The following is a 12034-nucleotide window of genomic DNA, read 5'->3' as shown; positions in this document are numbered from 1 at the left end:
AATTGCAGGAATTTCGCGAAGCATGCGCATAAAGGAGCAAAAAACTGCACTTTTGCAGGCTTTCTTCGCGCAGTCGGGTAGATTGGACGACTTTCGCACCGCGCACAGCTCCCAGCGCGCGGTGTCGCGCTGCATGACGGCGGCCGGTCGTCAAAACAAAACGGCAGCTGAACCCTTCGGGTTCGGACTGCCGTTTTGTTTTGGCCGCTGCGCAATCACGCGGAAGCTGCGCGCAATAGCGAGCCTGGCTCCATGTAGGCCAGGTGGTGCGCCTCGGCGACCGCTTCGTGCGTAATGCAGCCGCCGATTACATTGATTCCTTTGCGCAGAGGGGGGCTGCCCAAAGCCGCTTCATAGATGCCCTTGTTCGCGATTTCCAGCGCGTACGGAAGCGTTGCGTTCGTCAACGCAAGGGTTGACGTGCGGGGAACCGAGCCCGGCATATTGGCGACCGCATAGTGCAGGACGCCGTGTTTTTCGAACACGGGTTCGTCATGCGTCGTGAGGCGGTCGATCGTTTCGAAAATGCCGCCCTGGTCAATCGCGACATCGACGATGACGGAGCCGCCGTCCATGGCGTGTACCGCGGATTCGCCGACCAGCTTGGGGGCTTTGGCTCCGGGGATGAGCACAGCTCCGACGGCCAGGTCCGACTCGGCCACGGCTGCCGCTACGGCCGAAGCGCTGGACATGATCGTATGCACGCGATGGTCGAACAGCTCATCCAGTTGGCGCAGCCGGTTCAAGTCGGTATCGAAAATCGTTACGTCCGCCCCCAGCCCCAGCGCAATGTGCGCTGCGCTCGTGCCGACGACGCCTCCTCCGACGATCGTCACTTTCCCGCGCCTGACGCCGGGTACGCCGCCGAGCAAAATTCCTTTTCCGCCGCGCGATTTCTCCAAAAACTGTGCTCCGATCTGCACGGACATGCGGCCGGCGATCTCGCTCATCGGCGTGAGCAGCGGAAGCTGCCCGCCGGCAAGCTGTACGGTTTCGTAAGCCACAGCCGTCACTTTTTGCTCGGCCAGCGCATAAGTCAGCTTAGGTTCGGCCGCCAGATGCAAATACGTGAAAAGGAGCAGATCGTCGCGAAAAAACCGGAACTCTTCGGCAAGCGGCTCCTTGACTTTCATGACCATCGGTTTGGACCACGCCTCCTCGGCGGTCGCCACGATAACGGCGCCTGCGGCGGCATACTGCTCGTCGGCGAATCCCGAACCAATCCCCGCGCAGGATTCTACAAATACTTGATGCCCATGCCGCTTAAGCTCATGTACGCCTGTCGGCGTCATCGCCACGCGGTTTTCATTGCGTTTGATTTCTTTAGGGATTCCGATTTCCATACATGCTCCCCTCCTCGCTCAAAAATAAGTACGACAAATTCCCTTCTTCTGCCATAGCGTAAAGATCCCTGATAGGGGCGAAAGAAATGTATACCACTTCCATTGGACACATTGTATAATGAGAAAAACTGTTTTTCATTCATTTTTGTGTTAGTTTACCTGACATAAAGGCGGTGTGTTTCATGGTGCAGACATGGCTTCAACTTACAGTGCGAGACATTCTTCAACGCCCCTTGTTCCGCAAAGCGGAAGCTATCGCCGACGAAGAAGCGCTCAGCCGCACAGTCCGCTGGGTCCATATTATGGAGGTCACCCATGTCGGGCATCTGCTTAACGGCAGCGAGCTCATTTTATCGACAGGCATCGCATGGCACGACGATGAGGATTTAAGCGTCTCCTTCCTGCAGCAGCTTATTGATTGCGGCGCCTCCGGTCTGTGCATCGAGCTGGGCACGTATACCAGACAGCCGCTGGAGAAAATGAAAGAGCTTGCGAGGCGCGAGCACTTTCCCCTCATTTTTTTCCACGAAGAAGTCCGCTATATCGATATTACTCAGGATTTACACGCATATTTCATCAATCAGCATCACCGTATGGTATCCGAGCTGGAATCTTTATCCACGGAGCTCAATCAGCTGCTGCTTTCCGGCAAAGGCTTGAAGCCGCTGCTGAAGCTGCTGCATCAGACGACGGGGGCGCAGGTTGCCTTTTTCCCGCTTGGCGCGGAAGCGCACTTCATGCCGTTCATGCCGAAGCCCAAAGCGGATGCTTTTTACCAAAAATGGATCTACGGCGAAATGTTCGACGCCCCCGAAATCAAAAGCAGGCTGGCGCATCGCCCGATCCTCGCCCTCGATCATCTGTTTGCGGATTTGCTGCTTTATTCCGAACAGGAGCTCAGCGAGTTCCACGTTCTGGCGCTGGACCGTTGTGCCACGGCGGTCGCCCAGGAGATGATGCGCACGAAGTATATCGAAGAAAAAAGGCGCTACAAAGAGGATCTGTGGGTCATCGAATGGCTTGGCGGCAAGCACTCGCTGCCGAATATTCGCGAGACGATCGGCTCGATCAAACCGACCGCAAAGCTGAGCCGGCTAGCCGTATGCGTGTTCGACATCCAGGCGGATATCGCCGTTTTTAAAGACTGGGAATCTTTGCTCATCCAGAAAAATATGGTCGCCCGCGCGATTTTCGAAGCGGAAGGCATGTATTTGCTGCCGGCTCAGCTTCAGGAGCAGATCGTTTTCGTCCTGCTGGATCAGCTGCAGGCTCCCGGCTTCAAGGAGCGAATACTGAGAGCGATCCGCAGGCTGCAAAAAACCGAAGCCCGGCAGGAGCTTGCGCTGTTCTCCTCGCTTCTGGGCATCGGCAAGGTGACGACCGATTTCACCCTCGCGAAAGAGAGCTACGAAACGGCTCAGGAAACGATCCTGATCCAAAAAGACGCCGGAGCGCTGGAGGAGCCGTTCTATGACGACCTGCACGTGCACAAAATCGTGTACATGATGAAAAAGTCAGGGATGCTGCACAGCTTCATCGCAGCGTACATCGGGCCCGTCATCAGCTTTGATCAGGAAAAAAACGGCCAATTGCTGAAAACGCTCAAGATGTATTTGGCTTTGTGCGGCTCCAAGCAGGAAACGGCCAAAGAGCTGTTTGTCGCCAGGCAGACGCTCTACCACCGGCTGGACAAAATCGCGCAGCTGCTCGGCGGCGATTTCATGCAGCCGCAGAAGCGAGTCTCCATTGAGCTCGCCCTGCATGCCTATGAATACGTTCACGGCGCGATACGTTAGGAAAGCGTGCTGCGCCGCTGCCGGATCAGTACGCCGCCGAAATATTTGCGGGCCTCGGCCGTTTGCAAATGCAGCGTCGCCTGCTCGCCGCCGGGATGCTCCAGATCGAGCCAGGAACCGCTCAAATCTTCCTTGACGGCGACGATTTTAAATTGACGGGCGACAAACCCGTCAAGTTTTTGTTTTTCAAGCATGGCTAGCTCAAAATCGGACATGGGAAAAACCTCCTTAGAGTTTTGCGAAGCAAAACCGGCTTCGAAAGCGGCACAGCAGCTTGTCAAACCTGCAATGGTGAAGAAATTCCCTGCCAGTGATGAGCCGATGCAGGAATTATTCGAAGTGCGTGTATTACAGCGCAATAAAACTGTATGTTTGCAGACTGTCGAGAAATCCGCTCGTAAGAGCTGGGGCGACTCCAATAACATCGCGTGTAAAAAACCGAAAAAGCCAGACTGTCGAGAAAAACCGCTCACAAGAGCTAGTTTATCTGCTTGGCAACGCGCAGAAAGCCTGCAAAAATGCATCCTTTTGCTTCTTGATGGTCTGGTTTCGAAAAAGTCGGGCTGTTGAGAACCCTACGTGCTAGAGCCAGTCGCATAATCTGCTTGTTTGCGCGAGGAAAGCCTGCAAAAGTACAGTTTTTGCTCGGTTGATACGCTGGCCACGAAAAATTCCTGCAATGGTGCAGGTTTTTTGCCGCGAACAGGGGCTCAGGTTCATTTTCATCAAAAATTCCTGCACAATCGCAGGCTTTTCGCCAAAATGAACCATTTTTACGGAAAAAGCCTGCACTTTCGCAGGTTTTTCCGCCAAGCCGCCTTGTCTTCCCCTACTTCAATTCCGCGCCCCATACAGGAGAGACATGAATTACGGAAGAACGGCGGTGCCCCTGCCCCTCTGATTCCTCTAAACCGTCACTTTATCAACAATCTGATTTTTGCTGGTTGTCTACGCGTTTATAGAGATTCGCCTATCCAATATACGTTTTCTCAACAGCCTGATTTTTGCAGGCTTTCTGCGCGTAGGCAAGGGGGCAGCGGCTTCAGTGAAGGCTTTTTCGATGGAACCGGCACGTTTGGCGGAAAAGCCTGCAATGGTACAGGAACTCCCCGCCGGCGATGGACCGGAGGCCTGATCTGGCCGGAGTCTGCACATTCTGCGGCTTCCGCCCTTCCGTCCTCCCGCCTCGCTTACAGTTGAACGGGCTCTTTGGCCGGCGTCCCCTTCTCCGTATACGGCGTATAGTAAGCGGCGCGCTTCACGAATTGTCCTGCGCCCGGGGTGCCGGCGAACTGCTTGTTCTTGACAACGAACTCGCCCCTGGACAGCACAGATACCGGCTCCCCCGTCACCGTCATGCCTTCGAACGGATTGTAGTCGACGTTCATATGATGCGTCTCGGCCGAAATCGTCCGCTGCACGTTCGGATCGAACAGCACGATATCTGCGTCCGCGCCTACGGCGATGGTGCCTTTTTTCGGGAAAAGCCCGAACAGCTTGGCGCTGCGGGTCGACACGATATCGACGAACTGATGGATCGTGATCCGGCCTTTTGCCACACCTTCCGAATACAGCAGCGAGAACCGGTCTTCGATGATCGGGCCGCCGTTCGGGATTTTGCTGAAATCGCCGATGCCCAAATCTTTTTGCCCGTTGAAGTTGAACGAGCAGTGGTCGGAACCGAGCGTTTGCAGCTGCCCGTTTTTCAGCGCATTCCACAGCACTTCCTGATGAAATTTCTCGCGGAGCGGCGGCGACCAGACGTATTTCGCCCCTTCAAAATCGGGCTTTTCGAGGGCGGACCGGTCCAAAACCAAATACTGCGGACACGTCTCTCCCCATACGGCCAGCCCCTGGTTGCGGGCTTCCGCGATTTGCCGGACGGCTTCCTCGCAGGTAACGTGCACGACGTACAGCTGGGAATCGGCTAGCGCGGTCAGCTTGGCCGCCCGGCCCGTAGCCTCTCCCTCGATCGCCGAAGGCCGGGTCAAAGCGTGATAGATCGGCTCCGTCTGCCCGGCGTCCAGCGCCTTTTTGACCAAATATTCGATGACGTCGCCGTTTTCCGCGTGAACCATCACAAGCGCCCCGTGCTCCTTGGCTTCCAGCAGCGTGCGGAACAAGGTGCCGTCGTCGGCCTGAAACACGTTTTTGTAGGCCATGAACACTTTCAGCGATGTAATCCCTTCGTCGTGGATCATCGCCGGGAGCTCCTCCAGCACGGCATCGCTCATTTCGGCGATCATCAGATGAAAACCGTAGTCAATGACGGCTTTGCCCTGCACCTTTTGATGCCACGATTGCACGGAGTGCCGCAGCGGAACTCCTTTGTTCGTCAGACAAAAATCAATAATCGTCGTCGTACCGCCAAACGCAGCCGCCTTTGTACCTGTCTCCCAATCGTCCGCCGTAACCGTACCGCCAAAAGGCATATCCAGATGCGTATGGGGGTCGACCCCGCCGGGAAACACATAGAGCCCTGCCGCATCGATGACCTCAGCTCCTTCCGCTTCCAATCCGATTCCCACTTTCACAATAACGCCGTTATCGATGTAGACGTCCGCCTGATAGCTGTCTGTGGCGGTGACGATCGTGCCGTTCTTAATGAGTTTGGCCATCGGCTACACAGCCTCCTTGGTCGTATTCTCTTTGTCGGTTCGCATGCCGGCTATCGCTTCCTGTCTTTCGTTCCACGTCATGGGCGCGAGCCCGGAAGGAACTTCCACCATGGTAATCGCCCTGTCTACAGGGCACACGATCGAGCACAAATTGCAGCCTACGCAGTCTTCCTCCCGGACTTGCAGGATCGGCGCACCGCTTGCATCCGTGACGCGTTCGATGCACTGGTGCGAAGTATCTTCGCAGGCGATATGGCACTTGTTGCAGTTGATGCACGTCTCCGCATCGATCCGGGCGACGACTTGGTAGTTCAAGTCAAGGTTGCCCCAATCCGAATAGCGGGTTACGGTTTTGCCGACGAGCTCGGTGACGCTGGCAAGCCCTTTGCCGTCGAGGTAATTGTTCAGGCCGTCGATCATATCCTCGACGATCCGGAAGCCGTGATGCATCGCAGCGGTGCATACCTGCACGCCCGTCGCTCCCATAAGCAAAAACTCGACCGCATCCTGCCAGTTGGAAATGCCGCCGATTCCCGAGATCGGCACGCCGATAGCGGCGCCCATGGCACATTCCGCGACCATGTTCAGCGCAATCGGCTTGACGGCCGGGCCGCAGTAGCCGCCATGGGCGCCTTTGCCTCCGACGTGGGGAATCGTATTCCACGTATCCAGATCGACGCCGGCGAGCGAGTTGATCGTGTTGATCAGCGAGATCGCGTCGGCGCCTCCACGCACGGCCGCTTTGGCCGTCGCCGTAATGTCCGTAATGTTCGGCGTCAGCTTGACGATGACCGGCGTTTGCGCCGCTTCTTTGGCCCACATCGTCTGCGCTTCGACCAGATCCGGCTGCTGCCCGGAAGCGGCCCCCATTCCGCGCTCCGCCATCCCGTGCGGACAGCCAAAGTTCAGTTCGAGCCCGTCAACGCCGACGGCTTCCACTTTTTTGACAATTTCATGCCATTTCTCGCGCTTCGGCTCCACCATCAGGGAAGCGACTACGGCATGGTTCGGGAACCGCTTTTTCGTCTCGTAAATTTCTTTCAGATTGACCTCCAGCGGCCGGTCGGTGATCAGTTCGATATTGTTGAAGCCCGCTACCCGCATGCCGTTAAAATGCACCGCCGCAAAGCGCGAAGAAGTGTTGATGATCGGGTCCCCCAGCGTCTTCCATACCGCCCCGCCCCATCCGGCTTCAAAAGCGCGCTGCACCTGGTAGCCCGTGTTCGTCGGCGGCGCGGAGGCCAGCCAAAAAGGATTCGGGGATGAAATGCCTGCCAAATTAATACGTAAATCAGCCATTAGAGATCCCTCCTGTTCCGATTGATAAAATGAATAAGCCTGGCGCCCAAACAGCGAACCAGCGCTCTTACGCCGTTTCGTGGCGAAGCTTGATCAGCTTGTTGTAAATGGCAAAGGCGGCCTGCTTGCCTTGCTGTGCAGCGCTCACGACCATCGCTTCCCCTTGCCCGTCGCCGAACGTCACATCTCCGGCGGCAAAAATGCGCGGATCGGACGTTTCGCCCGTCTGCGGATTCACTTTAACCGTACCGCGGTAATGCTCCAGGCCGAGCGCCTCGATAAGCCCAACATGCTTCGTCTGTCCGATCGCTTTGATAACGGCATCGGCTTCGATTACAAAGTCGGAGCCTTCCACCGGAACCGGGCGTTTGCGCCCTGTGCCGCCCTCGGTTTCCTCCAGCCGCATACGGACGCATTCGATGCCGGTCACTTCTCCGCGTTCGTTGCCGATGATCCGTTTCGGAGCGGTCAGCCATTGGAAACGGACGCCGTCCTGCTTGGCGAATTCGAACTCGAAGTCGTAAGCGGTCATCTCTTCCTGCGTGCGCCTGTATATAATCCGCACCTGCTCCGCACCCATGCGCACGGAACACGTTGCGGCATCGATGGCCGTATTTCCGGCGCCGATGACGGCTACGCGCTGGCCGGCCATGCGGCCGTCGATGTCCGTCTTCGTCGATTCGACGAACTCGATGGCGTCATGCACGCCTGCGAGCCGCTCGCCTTCGATGCCGAGCATCGGAACTTTCGACATGCCTGCGGCCAGCACGACCGCGTCATAGTCCCGCAGCAGCTCCTCGGGGCGAATATCCCGGCCGACGACCGTATTCATGCGAAATTCGACGCCGAGCTTCCGCACCTGTTCCACTTCCCACAGCGCCACATCCTGCGGCAGCCGGAACGATACGATGCCGTACGTATTCAGGCCGCCCGCCTGCGGCTTGGCGTCGAACACCGTAACGGCAAAGCCGAACCGCGCCAGCTCGCGCGCCGCAGACAATCCCGCCGGCCCGGCGCCGATCACGGCAACGGCTTTGCCGTTCGGCAGACCCGGCTGGAACAGGTTCTGCTCGTTACGCATCGCCCAATCGGTCGCATACCGCTGAAGATCGCCGATCAGGATCGGCTTGGACGAGCGGTTCAGCACGCATGCGCCTTCGCACAGCTCTTCAGTCGGGCAGACGCGCGAGCAACTCGCTCCGACCGGGTTGGCCTCCATAATCGTGCGCGCCGAGCCTTTCATATTGCCGGAGGCGATCTTTTTAATGAAGGACGGAATATCGATGCCCGTAGGACAGGCGTTCACGCACGGGGCGTCATAGCAGTACAGGCAGCGGTTGGATTCCTCGATCGCTTCCTTCGGCCGCATGCCGGCCTTCACTTCGGCGAAATTTCGTTTCAACTGTTCGATGGAAATAAATGTGCTGCTCATAGATAGCCTCCTCCCGTTACAAGCTGACGATTTGATCGTAAGTTTCCGGCCTGCGGTCGCGGTAAAACTGCCACACATTGCGCACTTCGCGGATCAGCTCTTTGTTCATCTCGCCGATGACAACCTCGTCGCTGTCTCTGCTGCCGATGGCTACAATCGTGCCCCGCGGATCGACCAAATACGATTGGCCGTAAAATTCGCCCATGTTCCACGGGGCTTCCACGCCGACTCGGTTGATGGCGGCCACGTAATAGCCGTTGGCGACGGCATGGGCCGGCTGTTCCAGCTTCCATAAATATTCAGACGTTCCGGCGACGGTAGCCGACGGATTAAACACGATTTCCGCGCCGTTCAGCCCAAGTGCCCGGGCTCCTTCCGGAAAATGCCTGTCATAGCAAATGTATACGCCGACCTTGGCATAAGCCGTATCGAAAACGGGATAGCCCAGGTTGCCCGGCTTAAAGTAATATTTTTCCCAAAAGCCGCAGGAACCGCCGCCGGCGGCAACGTGCGGAATGTGGTGCTTGCGGTATTTGCCCAAATACGCGCCGTCCGCATCGATTACGGCCGCCGTGTTGTAGTAAGTCGCGATCCCTTCTCTTTCATAGATCGGGAGGACGATGACGACGCCAAGCTCTTTGGCCAGTTCCTGAAACAGCTTCGTCGTCGGGCCGTTCGGAATTTCCTCGGCGGCATCATACCATTTGGTCGTCTGCTCCGAGCAAAAGTACGGCCCGTAAAAGATTTCCTGCAGCGAGACGATTTGCGCGCCCTGCTGCGCCGCATCCCGGATCAGCCGGATATGCTTCTCAATCGCCCGGCTCTTGTGGACTTCAACCGGCTCATCGCCGTGAATGTCATTGGCCGCCTGAATAAGCCCGATTTTCACGATACTCACGTTTATTGCCCTCCTTTGCCGGAACAAATTTGCAGCGCCGCCCGGTACAGCAGTTCCGCGCCCAGCGCGATATCTTCCCCGGCGGCAAACTCCTCGGGGTTATGGCTGATCCCCTGCTTGCAGCGGACGAAAATCATGCCGTAATCGCATACGTGCGACATCGTCAGCGAATCATGAAACGGCCCGCTCATCAGCTCCGGCGGAGCCAGGCCCATGGCGGCCGCCTCCTGCCGCAGCGTTCGCTTGATCCAGTCGGCGCAGTAGCGCGGCTCGCTGTTCGTATCCTCGCGGATCGTGTAGGTGAGCCCGTGCTCCTGTGCGGCGTGTTCGATCACGCTGAGCAGCTCGGATTCCAGCGCGTTGCGGCGCTGCAGGTCGATATCGCGAAGATCGACGGTGAAGGACACCTTCTCCGGGATGATGTTGCGCGAATCCGGAAACACCGTAAGCGAGCCGACCGTGCCGACCGTCGGCGCTCCCGGCTCCCGCTGCGCCAGCTCGTTCAGCGCTACGATCACTTTCGCGCAGCCGACCAGCGCATCCCGGCGCAGCGGCATCGGCACCGATCCCGCGTGTCCGGCGAAGCCGGTCATCTCCACCGTCAGCCACAAGGGACCGGAGATGCCGCTGACGATCCCGATCGGCGCTTCCAGCGCTTCCAGCACAGGGCCCTGCTCGATGTGCAGCTCCAAAAAAGCGCCGATCCGGCCGTCTTGGAACCGGTAATCCGCAAATCCCGCCGGATCGCAGCCGAATTCGGTCAACGCCTGCCTGCGGGTCACGCCGTTTTTATCCGTTCGCTCCAGCTCTCCTTCTTCGAGCCTCCCGGTCATTCCCCGGACGCCGAACAAGCCTTTGTTGAACCGGCAGCCCTCCTCATCGCAAAAAGCGACGACTTCAATCGTGCATGCCGGCACAATGCCTTCCTCCGCCATCGTTTGCACGGCTTCAATAGCGCCAAGCACGCCGATTACGCCGTCATACCGGCCGCCGTAAGGCTGCGAATCGATGTGCGAGCCCAGCATCAGCACGGGAGCCCCCGGATCGCTGCCCTGCTTGACCCCGATCAAATTGGCGAACGGGTCGATCGACGCACTCATGCCCGCTTCTTCCATCCACGATTTGACCAGTTCCACGGCCTCCCGGTCTTCCCGGGACAGCGCCAGCCTGCATACGCCGGTATCGCCGATGCACCCGATTTGGGCCAGCTCCGCAATACGCCGCTGCAGCCTCGAAGCATTAATACGAAGAGCAGGTATCGTCTTCATACGGCATCATCCTTTCTCCCGATTGGCATCAAATACGTCAAGCAGCGTGCTTATGATGAATGCAAGATCGTCATCGGTCGTCGTAAACGGCGGGCTTAACGTCAAAATGTTCGTATAACCCGGAACCGTATCGCCGTTTTTTCCGATCAGCAGCCCCTTCTGCTTGCAGCCGTTCAAAATCGCCGCCACCCGTTCGGGCGAAGCCGGCGTCTTCGAGCTTCGATCCTCCACCAGCTCGATGCCGAGCGCGGAGCCGAATGCGCGGATCTCCCCGACATTCGGATGGCCGAGCAGCGGTGCGAGGCCGGTCTTCAGCTTGCCGCCGATATAGGCGGAACGGGCGACGAGATTTTCCCGCTCCATAATCTCCAGGTTTTTCAGCGCAACGGCGCAGGATACCGGATTGCCGCCGAACGTATTCACGTGCCGGAAGTGGCTGTCCGCCTGCTTATCCTGAAAAGGAGCGTACAACTCCGCCGCAACCGCCGTCGCCGACAGCGGAGAATACGCGCTTGTCAGCCCTTTGGCCATCGTGACGATATCGGGCTTGACCCCGTAATTGTGATGGCCGAACTTTTCGCCCGATCTGCCGAAGCCGCAAATGACTTCATCGACGATCAGCAGAACGTCGTAGCGGTCGCAAATACGTCGAACTTCCGGCAAATAGTCATCCGGAGGGACGATCATCCCCCCACCGGTGATGACGGGCTCCAAAATGACGCCCGCCACGGAATCGGGCCCTTCCCACCGGATCGCGTCTTCGTAGGCTTTGGCGCATTCCAGCTTGCAGGAGCCTGGGGCTTGCCCGAACGGGCAGCGGTAGCAGTAAGGCGGCGGAACGTGCTGGAAGCCGACGCCGAGCGGCTCGTACTTCAGCTTGCGCTGCGCTTGGCCCGTCGCCCCGAGCGCCCCCATCGAATTGCCGTGATAGGCGCGGTGCCGGGAAATAAATTTGTGCTTGGTCGGCTTGCCGTTTTGATGATGATATTGTCTGGCGATTTTAAAAGCGACCTCATTCGCGTCCGAACCCGAGTTGGAAAAAAAGATCCGGTATTCCCCGTCCAGCCATTCGTTCAGCTTCGCAGCAAGCTCAATCGCCTGCACATGGGACTGGACTAGCGTGGCGTAGGCGATTTTGGTCATTTGCCCTGCGGCCGCCTCGGCTATTTCCGCTCTCCCGTGTCCGACGTTGACGCACCACAGCCCTGACATGCCGTCCAAATAGCGGTTGCCCTCGATGTCCGTAATCCAGCTGCCTTCGCCGGATTCGACAATCATCGGATTGTCGTTATGGGGAGACATATGGTGCCATACATATTTGCGGTCTTTGTCCAGCAGTTCGTCTTTGACCGCCGCATCCTTCACTTGATTGACGTTCAT

The 12034-nt window shown here is 57.7% G+C and carries 11 protein-coding genes; 2 read left to right on the top strand and 9 right to left on the bottom strand.

Annotated features, from left to right (window positions below; all coding sequences use genetic code 11):
- Positions 1–215: 215 nt before the first annotated feature.
- Positions 216–1343: an alanine dehydrogenase gene (gene ald / locus AC6RNO_RS01615; RefSeq protein ID WP_497104324.1), complete on the bottom strand. Its 1128-nt coding sequence runs from the start codon at positions 1341–1343 to the stop codon at positions 216–218.
- Between the two features lie 182 nt (positions 1344–1525).
- Between ald and AC6RNO_RS01610 the strand changes: the two genes are divergently transcribed.
- Complete coding sequence (locus AC6RNO_RS01610; protein WP_497104323.1) at positions 1526–3139, top strand: PucR family transcriptional regulator ligand-binding domain-containing protein; 1614 nt, start codon at positions 1526–1528, stop codon at positions 3137–3139.
- Here AC6RNO_RS01610 and AC6RNO_RS01605 read toward each other — a convergent pair.
- Positions 3136–3354, bottom strand: coding sequence for a hypothetical protein (locus AC6RNO_RS01605; protein ID WP_474680915.1), 219 nt, complete (start codon positions 3352–3354; stop codon positions 3136–3138). The genes AC6RNO_RS01610 and AC6RNO_RS01605 overlap by 4 nt on opposite strands.
- Here AC6RNO_RS01605 and AC6RNO_RS01600 point away from each other — a divergent pair.
- Entirely contained in the window at positions 3353–3709 is a 357-nt protein-coding gene (locus tag AC6RNO_RS01600; protein ID WP_474680914.1) for a hypothetical protein, read from the top strand. The genes AC6RNO_RS01605 and AC6RNO_RS01600 overlap by 2 nt on opposite strands.
- Before the next feature lie 12 nt (positions 3710–3721).
- Here AC6RNO_RS01600 and AC6RNO_RS01595 read toward each other — a convergent pair whose 3' ends face one another.
- From AC6RNO_RS01595 to AC6RNO_RS01565, 7 genes are all read right to left on the bottom strand, one after another.
- Positions 3722–3952 (bottom strand): hypothetical protein, encoded by a 231-nt coding sequence (locus tag AC6RNO_RS01595; RefSeq protein WP_497104322.1) that lies wholly within the window; start codon positions 3950–3952, stop codon positions 3722–3724.
- 377 nt (positions 3953–4329) lie between these two features.
- Positions 4330–5757: a dihydropyrimidinase gene (hydA, locus tag AC6RNO_RS01590; protein WP_497104321.1), complete on the bottom strand. Its 1428-nt coding sequence runs from the start codon at positions 5755–5757 to the stop codon at positions 4330–4332.
- A 3-nt stretch (positions 5758–5760) separates the two neighbouring features.
- Positions 5761–7056 (bottom strand): NAD-dependent dihydropyrimidine dehydrogenase subunit PreA, encoded by a 1296-nt coding sequence (preA, locus tag AC6RNO_RS01585; protein WP_497104320.1) that lies wholly within the window; start codon positions 7054–7056, stop codon positions 5761–5763.
- Between the two features lie 67 nt (positions 7057–7123).
- Entirely contained in the window at positions 7124–8488 is a 1365-nt protein-coding gene (locus tag AC6RNO_RS01580) for an FAD-dependent oxidoreductase (protein WP_497104319.1), read from the bottom strand.
- Positions 8489–8504: 16 nt separating this feature from the next.
- Positions 8505–9386: a nitrilase-related carbon-nitrogen hydrolase gene (locus AC6RNO_RS01575; protein ID WP_497104318.1), complete on the bottom strand. Its 882-nt coding sequence runs from the start codon at positions 9384–9386 to the stop codon at positions 8505–8507.
- A 2-nt stretch (positions 9387–9388) separates the two neighbouring features.
- A complete protein-coding gene (locus AC6RNO_RS01570; RefSeq protein WP_497104317.1) occupies positions 9389–10654 on the bottom strand; it encodes a hydantoinase/carbamoylase family amidase in 1266 nt (421 codons plus the stop codon).
- A gap of 6 nt (positions 10655–10660) precedes the next feature.
- Complete coding sequence (locus AC6RNO_RS01565; protein ID WP_497104316.1) at positions 10661–12034, bottom strand: aminotransferase; 1374 nt, start codon at positions 12032–12034, stop codon at positions 10661–10663.

The organism is Paenibacillus sp. sgz302190 (assembly GCF_059820445.1).
The sequence above is the reverse complement of the archived record's forward strand: the minus strand, read 5'-3'. Positions and strand labels throughout refer to the sequence as shown.

Coding starts and splice junctions, on each gene's coding strand:
- ald (WP_497104324.1), bottom strand. CDS start 1,343: ATGGAAATCGGAATCCCTAAAGAAATCAAACGCAATGAAAACCGCGTG.
- AC6RNO_RS01610 (WP_497104323.1), top strand. CDS start 1,526: ATGGTGCAGACATGGCTTCAACTTACAGTGCGAGACATTCTTCAACGC.
- AC6RNO_RS01600 (WP_474680914.1), top strand. CDS start 3,353: ATGGGAAAAACCTCCTTAGAGTTTTGCGAAGCAAAACCGGCTTCGAAA.
- AC6RNO_RS01605 (WP_474680915.1), bottom strand. CDS start 3,354: ATGTCCGATTTTGAGCTAGCCATGCTTGAAAAACAAAAACTTGACGGG.
- hydA (WP_497104321.1), bottom strand. CDS start 5,757: ATGGCCAAACTCATTAAGAACGGCACGATCGTCACCGCCACAGACAGC.
- preA (WP_497104320.1), bottom strand. CDS start 7,056: ATGGCTGATTTACGTATTAATTTGGCAGGCATTTCATCCCCGAATCCT.
- AC6RNO_RS01580 (WP_497104319.1), bottom strand. CDS start 8,488: ATGAGCAGCACATTTATTTCCATCGAACAGTTGAAACGAAATTTCGCC.
- AC6RNO_RS01570 (WP_497104317.1), bottom strand. CDS start 10,654: ATGAAGACGATACCTGCTCTTCGTATTAATGCTTCGAGGCTGCAGCGG.
- AC6RNO_RS01565 (WP_497104316.1), bottom strand. CDS start 12,034: ATGAACGTCAATCAAGTGAAGGATGCGGCGGTCAAAGACGAACTGCTG.